The 15,901-nt window shown below is 60.2% G+C and carries 14 protein-coding genes; 1 reads left to right on the plus strand and 13 read right to left on the minus strand.

Going from position 1 to position 15,901, the window contains the following annotated elements:
• Positions 1-149: 149 nt before the first annotated feature.
• The 12 genes from BO1_RS14345 to BO1_RS14395 form a co-directional block, all read right to left on the minus strand.
• Positions 150-1,949 carry a hypothetical protein gene (locus BO1_RS14345; protein WP_028218137.1) on the minus strand — a complete coding sequence of 600 codons (1,800 nt, stop codon included), beginning with the start codon at positions 1,947-1,949 and terminating at the stop codon, positions 150-152.
• A complete protein-coding gene (locus BO1_RS14350) occupies positions 1,949-2,605 on the minus strand; it encodes a hypothetical protein (protein WP_156992255.1) in 657 nt (218 codons plus the stop codon). The genes BO1_RS14345 and BO1_RS14350 overlap by 1 nt, the downstream gene beginning before the upstream one ends.
• 45 nt (positions 2,606-2,650) lie before the next feature.
• Positions 2,651-2,905, minus strand: coding sequence for a PAAR domain-containing protein (locus tag BO1_RS57520; protein WP_084687963.1), 255 nt, complete (start codon positions 2,903-2,905; stop codon positions 2,651-2,653).
• Entirely contained in the window at positions 2,902-3,660 is a 759-nt protein-coding gene (locus BO1_RS59115; RefSeq protein ID WP_156992256.1) for a hypothetical protein, read from the minus strand. The genes BO1_RS57520 and BO1_RS59115 overlap by 4 nt, the downstream gene beginning before the upstream one ends.
• The gene (locus BO1_RS61135) at positions 3,587-3,961 is read right to left on the minus strand and encodes an N-acetylmuramidase domain-containing protein (protein ID WP_245643795.1); all 375 of its coding nucleotides are present in this window, start codon (positions 3,959-3,961) and stop codon (positions 3,587-3,589) included. Before BO1_RS61135 ends, BO1_RS59115 begins: the two co-directional genes overlap by 74 nt.
• Positions 3,865-5,010, minus strand: coding sequence for an N-acetylmuramidase domain-containing protein (locus BO1_RS51115; protein WP_245643796.1), 1,146 nt, complete (start codon positions 5,008-5,010; stop codon positions 3,865-3,867). Before BO1_RS51115 ends, BO1_RS61135 begins: the two co-directional genes overlap by 97 nt.
• Before the next feature lie 46 nt (positions 5,011-5,056).
• Complete coding sequence (locus tag BO1_RS51120) at positions 5,057-7,894, minus strand: type VI secretion system Vgr family protein (protein ID WP_167338348.1); 2,838 nt, start codon at positions 7,892-7,894, stop codon at positions 5,057-5,059.
• Positions 7,895-8,544: 650 nt separating this feature from the next.
• A complete protein-coding gene (locus BO1_RS14375) occupies positions 8,545-9,876 on the minus strand; it encodes a leucine-rich repeat-containing protein kinase family protein (protein ID WP_043284868.1) in 1,332 nt (443 codons plus the stop codon).
• Positions 9,877-9,978: 102 nt separating this feature from the next.
• Complete coding sequence (locus tag BO1_RS14380) at positions 9,979-11,103, minus strand: dihydrolipoamide acetyltransferase family protein (RefSeq protein WP_028218140.1); 1,125 nt, start codon at positions 11,101-11,103, stop codon at positions 9,979-9,981.
• Positions 11,104-11,107: 4 nt separating this feature from the next.
• On the minus strand, positions 11,108-12,088 hold the full coding sequence (locus tag BO1_RS14385) for an alpha-ketoacid dehydrogenase subunit beta (protein ID WP_028218141.1): 981 nt from the start codon (positions 12,086-12,088) through the stop codon (positions 11,108-11,110).
• On the minus strand, positions 12,081-13,178 hold the full coding sequence (gene pdhA / locus BO1_RS14390; RefSeq protein ID WP_028218142.1) for a pyruvate dehydrogenase (acetyl-transferring) E1 component subunit alpha: 1,098 nt from the start codon (positions 13,176-13,178) through the stop codon (positions 12,081-12,083). Before pdhA ends, BO1_RS14385 begins: the two co-directional genes overlap by 8 nt.
• A 68-nt stretch (positions 13,179-13,246) precedes the next feature.
• Positions 13,247-13,576, minus strand: coding sequence for a hypothetical protein (locus BO1_RS14395; protein WP_028218143.1), 330 nt, complete (start codon positions 13,574-13,576; stop codon positions 13,247-13,249).
• 207 nt (positions 13,577-13,783) lie between these two features.
• Between BO1_RS14395 and BO1_RS14400 the strand changes: the two genes are divergently transcribed.
• Positions 13,784-14,293, plus strand: a complete 510-nt coding sequence (locus BO1_RS14400) for a hypothetical protein (protein ID WP_028218144.1) — start codon at positions 13,784-13,786, stop codon at positions 14,291-14,293.
• 103 nt (positions 14,294-14,396) lie between these two features.
• Here BO1_RS14400 and glnA read toward each other — a convergent pair whose 3' ends face one another.
• Positions 14,397-15,896 (minus strand): type I glutamate--ammonia ligase, encoded by a 1,500-nt coding sequence (gene glnA, locus BO1_RS14405; RefSeq protein ID WP_028218145.1) that lies wholly within the window; start codon positions 15,894-15,896, stop codon positions 14,397-14,399.
• Positions 15,897-15,901: the final 5 nt, after the last annotated feature.

Raw genomic sequence — 15,901 nt, forward strand, 5'->3', positions numbered from 1 at the left:
CAGCGTGCCACCGCACTTCGAGGAGCTGCGCGTTCGGCGCGTTGCTCAGGACTTCAGAAAGCGCTTGGCTGGCACAAAGTGCCACTGCTGCGCTTCAGGATCGAACAGCGCCAGTTCATCGCATAGCGATATGTCAGTCGCTGCGACCTCTATCGATTCGAGCGCGCACAGCGCGGCATTTGCCACGCTCCTCGCATCCCACGATTGCTTTCGAATGTATCGCCGCCAATACCCTGTCCGGATTTTTTGCCTCGCCACGACGCAATACCGAGCGAGCGTCGTTTGATATTCGCGGACTTGATGCAACAGCCCACATGCTTGGCCACCTGTGCATCTGGCATCGTGCCGAGCAACGCGATCGCCTTGTCCGACCACACGTGCTTCGCGCGAGCGATACCCAGCTCCTGCCGCTTCTTGTGGACGGCAGTCTTCGACAGACCGAGACGGGCCGCCGCTTCGATGTCAGTCATTGTCCCAAGGAGCGCGACTTGCTCGTCGCTCCATTTGTAGGCCGCGCGCGTAGATGGAATCTCAAGCGCGAGCCGTTTTGAGCGCACGAGGTACTCAGACAGTCCAAGCCGTAACGCCACCTTTCGATCAGACATTGTGCCAAGCAGGGCGAGATCGGCCTCGCGCCACGTGTTCCGCGGCAAGACGACGGCCGTGATGCGCAGGCTTCGGCGCTTCATGGCGACGGAATACGCACTCAATCCGATCTGCATGCCCACATCGCTATCGGGTATCGTCCCGAGTAAGGCAAGGTGTGCTTCCGTCCATTTGTGACATCCCGCATTGCCCTGGGCGCGTGCCGATGGAATACCCAGTTCGAGGCGCTTGAGGTTGGCGGTTTTTGTCGAGACGCCTACGCGGCTGGCCACTTGCGCGTCCGAGAGCGTGCCCAATAGCGCGATCTCCTGCGCGCTCCAAACGTGTAATGCGCGTGTCGATGCAATGCCGAGTGCCCACCGTTTCTTCTGGACTGTGGTGAGGCCAATACCCAACTGATCCGCTACTTTCGCGTCCGGTGCTTTCCCGAGCATGGTTAGGGCTTTATCGGTCCAAACGCTTGGTTTCGCTTGCACTTGAGCGCCAGCATCGTAACGGCGGGTAGGTATGCCTCGAGTCAAAGGGGGAATTGCACGCGAGGGTTCAGCGAGTTGTCCGAGAAACTGATCGAAACGCGACGCTGGTGATGCACACTGTGCGAACTCGAACCGCCTTTGTCTGCGCCACGCCGGAATGCCGAGATCTTGCCGCTTTTGCCACACGACAAAGGACGTGACGCCGATCTGTCGAGCGACGGATGCATCCGACTGTGTACCGAGAAGTGCAATGTGGTCCACTGTCCATTGGAGCTTCAGGCACCCCTGCTTGAGTGCGGACGGAATGCCGCGTTTCTTCCTCGCGTTGAACACGGTGAGCAGGCAGACCCCGAGACGCTTCGCGATTTGAGCGTCGGGTAGCGTCCCAAGCAATGCGACCTGATCATCGGTCCATTCGGCGCGCTGGAGCATGCCATCGCGAAATGAAGGGATGCGCATCTGTCGTCGCTTCGCGGTGACGGTCGACAGCGGTATGCCGAAGCGCTGCGCAATGTCGCGATCGCGGGATTTCCCGAACATCGCGATGATTTCACTGCTCCATTGCCGGCGCACACTCAGGCGTTTCGACGGAATCCCGAGCTCGAGCCGCTTTCGGTTGACAGTCGCACTGTTCGAGCCGATGCGCCGCGCGAGCTCCGCATCAGGCATCGTGCCAAGCAGCGCGAGCTCCGCTTTCGTCCATACTCGGGCGCGTTTTCCACGAGGTTTGACGACTCTGTCGGTCTTGAATCGCCGGATCGTTGCGCCAGCCCTCGGGCTCCGCGCGCGACGCGGCGCCTTCTCACGGCCAACAGTCGAGGCTGCGTGGTCGATCTGCGAGATCGTGTGTTCGAAACGTTGGTTCATTAGAAGGCCCACCAACGACAACAATGCTTCAATATTGGCCAGATATTCCCGGCCAGCTCCGTCAAGGGGACAAAATGCCAGTTTCCTGTTTCGGGATCCAGGATTGCGTACTGGTTCAGGACAGGCTTATCTTCCGACAACCATTTAGGGACTGACTTCCACCCGGTGCGCACGCGCTTATAAAAATCGACGGCTGTTGTGTGATCGAATGAACGAATAGCGTCTTCCCATGCGTATAACCCTGCGAGCTCACGGAAATGATCAAAGATCTTTAACGCTGGCTCGTCGAGCCTCAAGCAGAACTCGCCGTATGTACGTCTGCCTGTTGGTAGCGTGAACGGCGTCGGCAAACGTGACGTACCGAGCATTATTCGCCCGTTCGATGCCTGCCAGGCGAGATGGAGACGCGGAAAGAATGATTGGCTACGGGGCGCCGTGCCGCCAGTTGTGTCAACCATGCTCACCATTTCACCCATCTCGGTAATGCGAATGGCTTCCAGCATTGCATCAAAGGGCGATAGATAATAATGAAGGTACTGACGTCCGCTTTTGTCGACGCGAAGATATACATTGTCATTGACCGTGCACGTCAGAACCCACGCCATGCGTTGCGCACCGCTTGCGGTAGGCAAGATTCCAGCAGTTTCATTTCTCATTGAATAATCTCAGCTATTACCCGCCACTACCGTACTCAGTACATGTCATTTGATGCTGGAGATCAGTCGGCACCCACATGTGCCGCGATGTCCTTCACGCGCGACCGGTGCGCCATCTTCATCCGTAATGTCGGGATCGCCTTCCTCGATGACGTTCGGATCCACCTCGGGGTGCTTCGGACACCGTATGTGATCACCCTTTCGAGCGAGCGGGATGTGGTCGTAGCTCAGGTTCTCTGACGCGGTGATAACCACCCCGCCATGATCGGTTTTGTCGCCGAGTCGGATGAAGGCGGTCATTGCTTCAATGCGCGAATGATTGATGGAAACGGGTCAACAAGATCGACCGTATGGATCCAGTTGATTGTAATTTTCCCGTAAGAATCTTTGTTCAATCGGGGATCTGAAAAACGTACAAGTGAAAAACCATCTCGTTTCTCCAGAACAATTACAGCATTTCCCTTGGTCAAAAAACCTCTTCTAGCGAGGAATTTGCCGTTCTGATAGTTGTAGAGAAACGATTTTCTTTTTATAAGTCGAATGCCAATGGCGGGGATCGTTTCCTCGACAGAATACCTCGATGCCTCCTTACTCCCTAGTTTGAAAGTAAATCCTCCTGTGGAGTTTTCGCATCCAGCTTGACCGCTTGAAGTATGGAGCACCCATTCATCATTCTCGCGGTATAAATTCCCTGGTATATCGAAAAATCTATTTCGATCATTATATTCAAGGGACCTGTCTCCCGGAATAAAGGTTAAAAGAGCTGTATCGGTATAACCTCCGATATTTGGTCGAGGTCTTGCTCCTCCATCCTGAGAAAACAGAAAATAGCATGAAAATTTCTCATTTTCGGCGTCATAAAGTCCGGATATCGATTCGCCATCACGGTATCCAATCAAACCGGGATCGTCAAATAGAATAGCCTCTCCTGCAAATCCGGATGCAATTTTTCCAAACATAATTGCCGCAACAAAAATGCGCTTACTTAAACTGATCATAATATTTCGCCAAATTATTTGCATAATCAGGGTTGTGTTCCCTCCAGCCTTTTCCATTATACGCGTCGGCTACGTTCACCCAATTTCGCTCTCTCAGCCCCCGAACTCCTGCGGGCTTCACGTTTTTCATAAATAAAATAAAGATATCTACTTGCCCATCCGTACCAGATATGAACTTGTTAGCGAATTCAAACACTGTCGCACAGCCACAACTGGCGTAGTATTCCCCTAGAATCTGAAATCCGCCCCACGAACATGCCTTTATTGAAATCTCAAAATCAAGTGAAGCAGCACGAATAAGTTTCTCATACTGATGCAAACCGCCGGCACCATAATCATCTTTACCCTTGAAGCACAAATCTGGATAGCCAGGATATGGGTTTGGCGGGGTTTTCTTCTTTTTCCCATTTTTCTTTGATTTATCACTTTTCCCATTTTTTCAACTGCTAAATCAAAAAAATGACGCCGCTCATAGAGAATAGGCGGCAGTCCATTTTGCAAAAATGGACGCCCTTGAGACTCTTGTTGAATAATAGCCTTGATTGCGGCGATTTCAACGTTTAATTCAAGTGCAATCTTTTTGTACTGCTCTTCAGTGAAAATGCTCGGAGATGGGTAGTTTAGCCGGGACCCGAGAACATTAAGCACCGTCGTTAGTGGTGCGCCTGTATCCACGATTTTGTAATGATGTTCAATTAAAATCTTTGTTTTCTTTTTATGAGTCTTCTCATCTTCCGTTACTTCCTTCTTTTTTGTCGGGAAGTCTTTTTTTACGCGACCTTGTTCAGTCACCTTCTGTGACCAACCGATGTACGGGCCAAATTCGTTGACCAGGCGCTCGATGGTCATGACCTCGCCGTCCTTCAAAACGGGTATATCGAGATTCTGCTCAAACGCTTCCTTCGAACTCAGCTTTGTTGTCGCCTCAAGATGGTATTCGGGACTGACAACTGTGAAAGCACTGATGTCTTTCTTGGGAGTGACCGTCGTTTTCAACACATATTCTCCACGCCGATTTTTCACCAAAACGTCGATCGGTTGATTCCGCGCTGCATTCTGGATCGTTAAGGCGTAACCGTCCTTGTCCGTCGTTATCGGGGCGGTTTCGTTGTCGACCATCTGGGTTGGAGAATCAACTGGTGGAATCACTGCGGTGTTGTCGGCCGACGTGGTTTCATTGGGAGTCGCCGATCCCGGTACAGGCGCCGGATCGCCGGACACGTCCTCATCACTTGCCCCGATTTTCCACGCTGGTGCCGCTGATGCCCCTGTGCCTGCCTTTATCTGTACAGATAGACCCTCGATCGGTTTCCGCAAAGTATCTTTGAATACGAAGGTTACCTCCACGTATGGTGACGGCGGGACTTTCGGGACCGCCGGCTTCTTCGAATGATGTGGATGTCCCATCTGTTATCCTTGTCTTGAACGAATTGGATGATCTGATGACCTCGCTTCAGGCCTGCTCTTCATCGTCGCCGAACTCGTGGTGATCGACCGCATCCTCGACAACTTGCCAATCTCCGGCTCCGATTTCACATTTGACGTTGGTGGCCTCAGCGGTACTGACGGTCAGTGTTTGCCCATCCGTTAGCATGCCCTGTTGCTTGAGCGTTCCGTCCGGCAGATAAATTCGATACGGCTGGTTCGCAACGCTTAGCCCGTCACCGAAGTTTTCCGCGACTGTGCTCACATCAAACTGCTGCGTGAAGAGTTCGGCGGGATCCTGCGCTAGCGGCGTGACGGGCATCACTGGCAGGGGCATTTTCATCGATGAGGCTTCTGGTTTGCTCCACTTGGGGGTCTTTTCCAAAATCGGCCCAGGCGAGCCATTGATAATGCCGCTCGCGTTGATCTGGACATACGACCCACCTGCTCCAATCCAGACTTCTTTTGCAGCGCTGATGATGACCTTGCCGTCAACACTGCGTACATGAAGGTCCTTGAAAGCGTCCAGGTCCATCTGGTCGCTTTGCGCCTGGATCACGACCTTGCCTTGGGCCGCGACGAGCTTCACGCCAAGTTGGTAGGCAAACATCGAGATCGCGCCGCGCACTGACGCGAAGAACGATCGGCCAGCGGAGACGCTTGCGTCACGTCCAGCGGTGACGGCGTGATCGTTCTGACTAGCCATGTGCGTGCTGTCGCTCGCCGAGATGGCGATCCCCGCGGCGCTCGCGAGAACGATGTCCGGGCGAGAGAGTTCAGGGAACTTGTTCTCTGCGCCTTGTGCATCGCCCTTGATCGCGTCGTTCTGTGTCTTGATGGTCGCCGTCACATCGCTCTGACTGATCTCAGGCGTTTGCGCCTGGTGTTTGGTCGCGAGCTGTGACAGGTCCTCATGCTGCTGGCGCGCCTGCGTGAGCCGCGCCACGGTCTCACGCATCTCCTTGACCATGCCGCTCGCGGCGGCCTGCACGAAGGTCGAAATGTACATGCCAAGCGAGCGCAGCACGCCTGGCTTGATGCTTTTAAGCTCGAATCCCTCACCTCTTGCTTCCTGCCGGCCGGCGTTGCCCTCGATGTGTGTGATATAGCCCAGGCTCAGGCTCGACTTCGCATGGTCGCTCGCGAGCTGCACCTGCTGCTGACCTTGGGTGTCGTCGAACGCGAGATGGTTGGTCGCTGTGCCGCGTCCGAGGCTGCGCGTGACGATGCCCGTGAGCGCGCGATTCTCGGGCAGCTTCCACGCCGGCATGTTGTTCGCATCCGGCACGAAGCCCGTCACGACGGGCCTGTCCGGGTCGCCATTGACGTAGCCCACGAACACCTGCTGTCCGCAGCGGCCGTGCATGACCGTGCCCATCTGGTTGCCCTGCCAGGGCTGCGCGACACGCACCCAGATCGATGTGCCGCCGTCGTAATTGCCTTGACGGTCCCAGGCGTACTGAATCAGCACACGGTTGTATTCATCGATCGCGATCTCTGCATCGTTCGGCCCGACGATGATCGCGTACTCCGTGTCTTCCAGACGCGGGCGCTCCGTCACCTGTGGCATGCGGTACGGCTCATCCTTCGGGTGCAGTTCGAATGTGGCCTCGAACGAGTATTCGAGAAACATATCGGAAGCGCCCTGTGCGCCCTTGATATCCAGCTCGCACCCGAGCACCAGATATTCGCCATTCACCTCCGCGTGCGGATGATCGGTGAGCTTGAACGTCTTGCCGGTCTCGATGCCGCGCAACGCACCGCGGCCCTGTGCGCGTATGCGCTGGCCTCGCCTTGACTCGAGCTTGACGCGCGCCAGATGCTGCGCATCCTGTCGCCAGGTGTCCCCGTCCCGACCGGCGCCGCTGCGCGTATCGGGCTGGGCGTATTCAGCGGGCTCGTAGGACTGGAGACGTCCGTGGTATTCCGCCTGCGGATCGTCCTCCTCGCGCGCTTCATACGACTCACGATACGACAGGGTGTTTGGGGCTAGCCTGGGCGATACATAACTGTGGTCATTGACGGTGACCTTCCCGAGCGCAACCGACGTGCGCCAGGACAGTTGTGTGATTCGCTTCCGGTCGAAGTGCCCGCCCTCTGGGTGATACGGCAACGTGTCGTAGGGCGCGCTCTGCTTCTGGCACGCGCGGATATGATCGGCGATGACGAGGACATGCTTCTCGTCGTGGTGTTCAAACCAGACCACGTAGCCGAACTCTTCGCACAGGCGCATGCAGAAGTCCCAATCCGATTCCCACGCCTGACGGATGAAGTCACGCTGGCTTGCCCTGTGGTCGCCAGGATGATCACGGTTCAGACGAAACTCGATATCCTGGCTATACGGCGAGAGGACTTTCCAGAGTATTTTGGTAATCTCCGTATCCCAGCCGGTAAAGATGCGCGAGTTGCAGCACTGCGTCGCGCGCCACCACCAGGGACGAATCACGAACTCATAAAGGAGAGTGCCGTCCTCCGCATTCTTGATACAGGCAGACTCCACCATCCCGCTGACTTCGCGCTCCCCCGTCCTGTCGCGCTTGTTATCCCAATTGCGTTCGTTTTTTGTATAGGCGCTCTGGAAGATGAGCGTCGCGCGACTTCCCCTGATCGATGTCAGATCGACCTCTTCTTCTGCGTTCCCGAAATATTTCGTTTCGCGAACCGAGTGGACTGCCTCGACACGATATTCGAAAAGCTTGCCGATGCCCTCGGTGCCTTGAATGCGCCGGGGTAGCAGTACATCCTGAACGAAATCTTGTCTCTGTTTGTGCCACTCCAGGGTGATGGCGCGGTCTGGAAACTCTGGGCCGCAGATGCGCACCGGGCTGAATTCATTCCTCAGGGTACAGACGTAAGAAGGCCACATGTTCAGCACGCCTCCTGCAGCGTGGCGCCGCATGCGGAGTTCTCGCCAGGTCGTTCGATTTTCCGTCGTGTTACTGTGGCCTTCATGTGCGTTACCTGCACGAACAAGGGTGATACGATGAAGAGCGGGGGTGTTGCATGTGGTGTCACGCGAGGCGACTCCACTCCCTGTTAATGATTTTTCGTGTGTCAATCAGAAAAATCTGAAAACAGATTTGCAATCCTTATCAATCAATCGACCAAACACTTCCCGCGCGGCGCCTGATATCGATCAGTCATTGACAGATCGAGTCATGGGGAATGAGGGTGAGCGGGCACAAGACAAACCGCACACCCGTACGGGTGTGCGGGACACAGCTACCAGACCACGACGCCTGGGCCATTTATCGCTACCGCGTTAAATGGCATCTTGATTCTAGGACTACAGGTGCAGTGCGTGATTTGACAAGTGTCAACCGCCCACAATACGGGCTGCAAGATTCTCCATTGCTGTCAGGCACGTCTGAAAATTCGCGCCGCAGGATTTTTGACTGACTGCCATCAGATGCCTGCAAGCGGAACGCCCCGGACACCCTCAACGGACCTCGTGAATAGAACGCGCCAAGTGCCTGCACAAGCGGCGTAATGCAAGCCCAGTCCGCCAGACTCCGCTCAGTCGCCCAACGCATCCAGCCGCTCGACGATCTCATCGAACAATGGCCGCATCTCGACATGCTCGCCGAGACAGTCCGCAATCAGCGCGTCGAACTCAACGGAGCGGTCACCCACTTGCCCGGCCAGGCGTTGCACGAGCTCTTCGAGCAGGCAACCGAACGCGCGCACTTCGATCCGCTCGAGCGCCTGCGCCTGTGCACCATCGGCTGCATCATGAAACGACGCCGCGCCAAAATCGCCGAGCAACACGTGCCCCGCACCGTCATGCAGGATGTTGTGCGCATACAGATCGCCGTGCATGATCCCGCGCCGGTGCAGATGCCGCGCCGCCGACGCCATCCCTCGCGCGATCCGCAAGGCAATCGGCCGATCGAACCGCACGTCGTCCGCATACACGTCGCGCGTGCACGAGTCGAGGCTCGGCGGCCCCGCGAGATTGCGGAACGCCGGATCGATCAACGCCATCACGAGGCCATGCTCGTCGAGCGGATGCCCGGTGATCTTGCCGAGCACAGGAATGAGATTCGGGTGCGCGCCGGCTTGCAGACAGGCGGCCATTTCGAGGTCCGGCAAACCATCGCTCGTCACGGCCCCCTTGAACAGCTTGACGGCAACGGCCTCGGCCGGATGCCCGTCGCGCAGCAGACGCGTCGCGCGGTGAATCACGCCCGATGCGCCCTCGCCCAACGCTTGCCCGAGCGCGAGCGTATGCCAGTCGATATCGGGCACCGGCGCATTCGCCAATGCCGCCCGCTCGCGCGCGGCGTTCAGCGGATTGCCGGCGCAGGCGAGCCACGCAAGCCGCGGCAGGCGCAGCAGCCACTCGGGCAACGCGTCGAGATGGTTCGCGGAAATGCGCAGCAGTTCCAGGCGGTTCAATGCCGCCATGGTCTCGGGCAGCGCGCGCAGCCGGTTGCCCGCCAGCATCAGCTTCTGCAGATTCGGCCGCTCGCCGATCTCCGCCGGCAGCGTTTCGATGGCGTTGTCGGTCAGGATCAGCCAGCGCAATGGCAACGGCAGCGCGCGCGCCGGAACGTGCTGGATCCGGTTCGCCTTGAAGCCCACCATGCTCAGCGATTCGCAGTCGCCGAGCACGGCCGGCAACTCGGTGAACGAGTTATTCGAGGCGAACAGAATGCGCAGCTTGCGCAACTTCGGCAAATCGTCCGGCAGCGCGGTGAGCGCATTGCCGGAGAGGTCGAGCACTTCGAGCGTGTCGGCGAGGTCGAAGATCTCGCGCGGAAATTCGCTCAACCCGCAAGCGAGCTTGAGCTGTCGTGCGCCGGCGAGTTGCCCGTCGCGCAGTTGTTCGAGGGTAGAGGTCTTCACGCGTGGATCGATGAGGCTATGGCAAAAAAATTCGGCAAGCGCCGGTGCGCAACGCGGCGCCGGCGATGGCCATTCTAGCGGCAGACGCCTCGCGTGCCATCGCTATTGCGGCAACTCGAGGTCCTTGATGACGGCGCGCAGAAAACGCGCGGCCTCCCCGCCCGTGACCACCCGATGATCGAATGTGAGGCTCAGCGGCAAGATCCGGTGCACGGCGGGCGCGCCCTCGTGCGCCACGACCTGATCGTGGATGCGTCCCGCGCCAAGGATCGCAACCGTGGGCGGCACCACCACGGGCGCCGCATATTTACCGGCGATCATGCCGAAGTTCGACAACGTGATCGTATTGCCGCGCATTTCCTCGGGCGGAATCTTGCGCGCGCGAATATCGGCGCGCATGCGGTCGAGCCCGGCGCGCAGGCCGGCCGAATCGCGATGCGCAACATCGCGCAGCACCGGCACGAACAAGCCGTCCGGTAGATCGACGGCAATGCCAAGATCGATTTTCGCGACCACGTGGCGGCGCTCCATCTTCGCGTCGAACCATGCGTTCAGCCCCGGCTCCACATGGCACCCGGCCACCAGCGCGCGGACCAGACGGATCGTCACGTCGGTATGGGGCGGCCACGCGTAAATGTCGGCATCGTCGATGACGGTTGCGGCCGCCACTTCGTTCTGGGCGCGCGCCATGTTGTGCGCCATCGCACGGCGCACGCCGCGCAGCACTTCGGGCGGACCGAGCTCGGCGAGCAGCTTGGCCGCGCGCTGCACGTCGGCCGCCGTGATGACGCCCTCGGGTCCCGAAGGCGTCACCATCGCGAGATCGATGTCGAGCTTGCGCGCAAGCGCCCGCACCGCGGGCATCGCCTTGATGGCGCCATGCCCTGCCCCCGTGCCGCCGCCGAGCGCAGCCGGCGCCTCCTGCACCAGTTGCCGGCCCACTTCCATGTGGCCGACCACCGTGCCGGCATCGGCGTCCTCGGCGCCCGCGCTATCGCCTTCGAACGCAACCAGCGGCGCTCCCAGATGCACGATGTCGCCGGGCTTGCCGAACAGCTTCGCAACGCGGCCCGATTGCGGCGATGGAATCTCGACGATCGCCTTGGCCGTCTCGACCGAAACGAGCGGCTGGTCCGCGCGAATCTCGTCCCCGCTCTTGACGTGCCATTCGACGATTTCCGCTTCCTGGAGGCCCTCGCCCAGATCGGGCAGCTTGAAGATCTTCATGGTTTCACTGCGCCTCCAGCGCTTGCCTGACCGCCGCGACGATGCGCGTGGTGCCCGGCATGTAGTGACTTTCGAGTCTGTAGAGCGGAACCACCACGTCATAACCCGTCACGCGCTGCACCGGCGCGAGCAGCGAATACAGGCCGCGCTCCGCGATACCGGCGGCAATCTCCGCGCCCACGCCGCCTGTGCGTGAGCCTTCGTGCACGATCACGCAGCGCCCCGTTTTGGCCACCGAGGCAAGAATTGTCTCCATGTCGAGCGGCTTGAGCGTGGCCACGTCGATCACTTCCGCGCTCACGCCCTCCTGCGCGAGCAGATCGGCGGCCGCAAGCGCTTCCTGAAGCGCGCCGCCCCAGCTCACGAGCGTCACGTCCGTGCCGTCGCGCAGCACATAACAGCAGTCGAGCGGCAGCGCCTCGCCGTTGTCCTCCACGGACTGCCTGAAGAGACGGTAGAGGCGCGTGGGCTCGAAGAACATCACCGGGTCCGGGTCGCGGATGGCCGCCAGCAGCAGCCCATAGGCACGCGCGGGCGACGACGGCGTCACGACGCGCAAGCCCGGAATGTGCGCAAACAAGGCTTCGGGGCTTTCGGAGTGGTGCTCGGGCGCGTGGATGCCCGCGCCGCATGGCGACCGGATCACGAGCGGACAGCTGAGCCTGCCGCGCGTCCTGTGCCGCAAACGCGACGCATGGTTCAGCACGTGATCGATGGCCGGATAAATGAAGCCGCTGAACTGAATCTCGGCAACCGGCTTCAGCCCCATGGCAGCCATGCCGACCGCCGTGCCGCCGATCGCCGTTTCCGCGAGCGGTGTATCGATCACGCGCTGCGCGCCAAAGCGCGCCTGCAAGCCCGCCGTGGTGCGAAACACGCCGCCGTTCACGCCGATGTCCTCGCCGAGCAGCACGACCTCGGGGTCGTGCTCGAGCGCCCAGGCGAGCGCGAGATTGATCGCCTCGACCATGTTCAAGTCAGCCATGGCCGTTCTCCGCAACGGACGCAGCCTGAGCGAAGCGCTGGGCCATCGCCAGTTGCTCGCGCATCGCGAGCGGCAAGACCTCGAAGAGATGATCGAACATCGACGCCACGTCCGGCGGCGCGACCGCGAGATACGCCTCGACCGCCTGCTCGACCTGGGCATGACACGCCTTGCCGAGCTGCTCGTCCTGCGCCTTGTCCAGCACCTTCATGCGCATCAGGTACGACCGCAAGCGGCGCAGCGGCTCGAATTCCCACTGCTGGCTGAGCACCTCGGCGTCGCGATAGCGGGTGGCGTCGTCGGCCGTCGTGTGGTCACCCAGCCGATAGCTGAGCGCTTCGATCAGCGTGGGACCGTCGCCGCGCCGCGCCTTCGCGAGCGCCGCCGCCACCACGTGATGCACGGCAATCACGTCGTTGCCGTCGACCTGCACGCCGTCGATGCCCGCCGCGACCGCCTTTTGTGCGAGCGTACGCGCCGCGCTCTGCTGGCTGCGCGGCAGCGAAATCGCCCACTGGTTGTTGTTGATGACGAGCACGAGCGGCGCCTGCCACGCGCCCGCAAAGTTCATCGCCTCGTAGAAGTCGCCCTTGGAGGTGGCGCCATCGCCGAAAATCGCCACCGCGACGCGCGGCTCCTTGCGCAGCTGGAACGCATAGGCGGCGCCGGCCGCATGGCAAACCTGCGTGCCGATCGGCACGCAGTTCGGAAAGTCCAGACGCGGCACGCTGAAGTCGCTGCCACGCTCGTCGCCGCCCCAGTAGAGCAGGCTTTCGGTCATCGTGACGCCGCGCAGCAATTGGGCCGCGTGGTCGCGATAGGAAGGAAACAGCACGTCTTCGGGCCGCATCGCGCTGGCCACGCCCACGCCGATCGCCTCCTGGCCCACCGACGAAGCAAAGGTGCCAAGCTGGCCCGTACGTTGCAGGGCCACCGCCTTGGTGTCGAACGCCCTCGTCAACAGCATGGCGCGATAGAGCGGCAGGAGCGCCAGGGGATCGCTCGCGAAGGACGGCAGCGGATGAACGGGCTCGCCGTCGGGGCCGAGATACTGCGTGTAGCCGATTTGAAAACTGGCAGCCGTGGTCATGACGGCCTCCTTGGTGTTTTCAAATATCGTAGGTCTTCTCGCGGGGGTGTGCTTGCGCGATGCGATCGCTATGCAGCGCTAAAAACCACGGCGCCCTGGTTGGCGACTTGCGTGAACGCCCGCACGAAGCGGTAAGTTTGCCCGCCGATGGTGAGCTCGTTAAAGCCGGACTGGGTGACGCCCAGCACGGCGCTCGCCATCGCGTTTCGAATCGCGCCGTGGCGAGTCCAGCCCTCCTCGGGCTCGCTCGCGTCGCCGAGGAAGATGTCGCTGCTCTCCGCGTGGCTGCGAACCAGAATCAGGCTCTGCCCCCGGTCCAGCAGCAGCTCGAGATATTCAGCGAGGGTAGCCAGCGCCTCGGCATCGGCATTGTGAGACTCACGAGAGTTTGAGGTCATGGGGCACCTGTGCTGATTGGCACGACGCTTTCTATCCTACACGTCCGTGATGCAGTTGCGCGCGGAGTTGTACCGTAGCGATGCCGCCTGGCCAGGTAAATTCAACCGCTGCGCCCCGCGCAAGGTACGACGCGCCACTTCGCTGCAGCAGGCGTAACATGAAATATTGCCGCGTGGCGCACACTCGCTCGAGCGTAGGGAGCCAACATGAGACGTCTTTATTTCCTGGCACCTGATATCCCCACGGCCAGGGCCGTCGTGGACGACCTGCTGCTGGCACGCATCACCTGGCGGCATCTGCACGTGCTCGCGAACCACACAGTCCAGCTCGATGAATTGCCCGGCGCCTCGTTGCTGCAAAGCAGCGACGTCGTGCACGCGCTCGAACGCGGCGTGGCGTTGGGCGGCGCGGCCGGCGCCATTATGGGCCTCGCGGCGCTGGTCTTTCCGCCCGCGGAGCTCGTGATCGGCGGCGGCGCGGTCGTGGCCTTGACGTTGGCGGGCGCGGGCTTCGGCGCGTGGACGGCCGCCATGATCGGCGTGGACGAGCCGAACGCGCGGCTCGAACGCTTTCGCGAGGCCATCCGCAACGGGCAATTCCTGATCATGGCCGACGTGCCCGCCTCGCGCGAGGAAGAAATCGCGCAAACGGTCGCGAAGCATGTTCCAAGGGCGGATCCGGAAGGCGCCGAGCCCACGACGCCGATTTTCCCGTAAGCGCGCTTGTACGCGTGGACGGTGGGCTGCACCGGGGTGTGTTCGTATCGACGCGGCGGCCGTACGCGCCGCCGCCGCTAAACCTCCCCGTTCTGGCGCAGCATCAAACGTCGAAGTACAGATAGAACTCCCATGGATGCGGCCGGATTCTGACCGCGTCGATCTCGCGCTTGCGCTTGTACTCGAGCCAGGTATCGATCACGTCTTCGGTGAAGACGTCGCCTCTGCGCAGGAACTCGTTGTCGGCCTCGAGCGCCTTGAGCGCTTCGTCGAGAGAACCCGGCACCTGGCGCACGTTCTTTGCTTTCTCGGGCGGCAGATCGTAAATGTTGACGTCGAGTGGATCGCCGGGGTCCGTCTTGTTTTCGATGCCGTCGAGCCCCGCCATCAGCATCGCCGCGAATGCGAGGTAAGCATTGGCCGAGGGATCGGGACAGCGGAACTCGACCCGCCGCGCATTGGGCGAATCGGAGTACGCAGGAATGCGCGCGGCCGCCGAGCGGTTGCGTTGTGACATCGCCAGATTCACGGGCGCCTCGTAGCCGGGCACGAGGCGCTTATAGGAATTCGTGGTGGGTGCGCACAAGGCCATCAGCGCCGGCGCATGCTTGAGCAGGCCGCCGATGTACCAGCGGCACAGCGCCGAGGTGAGCGCCCAGCCGTGGGCGTCGTAGAACAGATTTTCGCTATCGTTCCAGAGGCTCTGGTGGCAGTGCATGCCGCTCGCGTTGTCGGCAAAGAGCGGCTTGGGCATGAAGGTCGCCACCTTGCCGTGCTGGCGCGCCACGTTCTTGCAAATGTACTTGTAGATCATCACGTTGTCGGCCATGCGCGTGAGCGTGGAAAAGCGCATGTCGATTTCGTTCTGCCCCGCCGTCGCCACCTCGTGGTGATGCACTTCCACCTGCACGCCGGCCTGCAGCAGCAAGAGCACGATCTCCGAGCGAATGTCCTGCAGCGTGTCATGCGGCGGCACCGGGAAGTAGCCCTCCTTGTAGCGCGATTTGTAGCCGAGATTGCCGCCGCCGAATGCGCCTTCGTCGCTGCCGGTATTCCAGTCCCCTTCCGCGGAGTCGACATAGTAGTAGCCGCTGTGCGCGTCCTGGCCAAAACGGATCGAATCGAAGATGAAGAACTCGAGCTCGGGCCCGAAGTAGCACGTCCTGGCAATGCCGGTCTGCCGCAGATACGCTTCGGCCTTCTTCGCGATGTAGCGCGGATCGCGCGAATACGGCCCATGCAGCACGGGATCGACCACGTCGCAGATCAGCGAGAGCGTGGGCGTGTCGCTAACGGGGTCGACGAAAGCGGTTGTGGGATCGGGCTTCAGCAACATATCGGATTCCTGAATTTCCTGGAAGCCGCGAATCGACGACCCGTCGAAGCCTATGCCGTCGGCAAAGAGACCTTCGTGCACCTCGGGCAACGTGATGGAGAAGTGCTGCCAGAGACCGGGCAGATCGGTGAATTTGAGGTCGACGATCTCGATCTTGTGCTTGCGCAACAGATCGATGACCTGTTGAGGGTTTTCGGGCCGCGTCACGCGATAACTGCCGGCGTCGATGGCCACCTCGGGTGCCGAGGGTCCTGTGGGACTGGACATGGGGT

The organism is Paraburkholderia oxyphila NBRC 105797, from assembly GCF_000685075.1.
Lineage (GTDB): Bacteria > Pseudomonadota > Gammaproteobacteria > Burkholderiales > Burkholderiaceae > Paraburkholderia > Paraburkholderia oxyphila.

Excerpts from the sequence above, each read along its gene's own strand:
- BO1_RS14345 (WP_028218137.1), bottom strand. The coding sequence starts at position 1,949 with ATGAACCAACGTTTCGAACACACGATCTCGCAGATCGACCACGCAGCC.
- BO1_RS14350 (WP_156992255.1), bottom strand. The coding sequence starts at position 2,605 with ATGAGAAATGAAACTGCTGGAATCTTGCCTACCGCAAGCGGTGCGCAA.
- BO1_RS57520 (WP_084687963.1), bottom strand. The coding sequence starts at position 2,905 with ATGACCGCCTTCATCCGACTCGGCGACAAAACCGATCATGGCGGGGTG.
- BO1_RS59115 (WP_156992256.1), bottom strand. The coding sequence starts at position 3,660 with ATGGAAAAGGCTGGAGGGAACACAACCCTGATTATGCAAATAATTTGG.
- BO1_RS51115 (WP_245643796.1), bottom strand. The coding sequence starts at position 5,010 with ATGGGACATCCACATCATTCGAAGAAGCCGGCGGTCCCGAAAGTCCCG.
- BO1_RS51120 (WP_167338348.1), bottom strand. The coding sequence starts at position 7,894 with ATGTGGCCTTCTTACGTCTGTACCCTGAGGAATGAATTCAGCCCGGTG.
- BO1_RS14380 (WP_028218140.1), bottom strand. The coding sequence starts at position 11,103 with ATGAAGATCTTCAAGCTGCCCGATCTGGGCGAGGGCCTCCAGGAAGCG.
- BO1_RS14385 (WP_028218141.1), bottom strand. The coding sequence starts at position 12,088 with ATGGCTGACTTGAACATGGTCGAGGCGATCAATCTCGCGCTCGCCTGG.
- pdhA (WP_028218142.1), bottom strand. The coding sequence starts at position 13,178 with ATGACCACGGCTGCCAGTTTTCAAATCGGCTACACGCAGTATCTCGGC.
- BO1_RS14395 (WP_028218143.1), bottom strand. The coding sequence starts at position 13,576 with ATGACCTCAAACTCTCGTGAGTCTCACAATGCCGATGCCGAGGCGCTG.
- BO1_RS14400 (WP_028218144.1), top strand. The coding sequence starts at position 13,784 with ATGAGACGTCTTTATTTCCTGGCACCTGATATCCCCACGGCCAGGGCC.
- glnA (WP_028218145.1), bottom strand. The coding sequence starts at position 15,896 with ATGTCCAGTCCCACAGGACCCTCGGCACCCGAGGTGGCCATCGACGCC.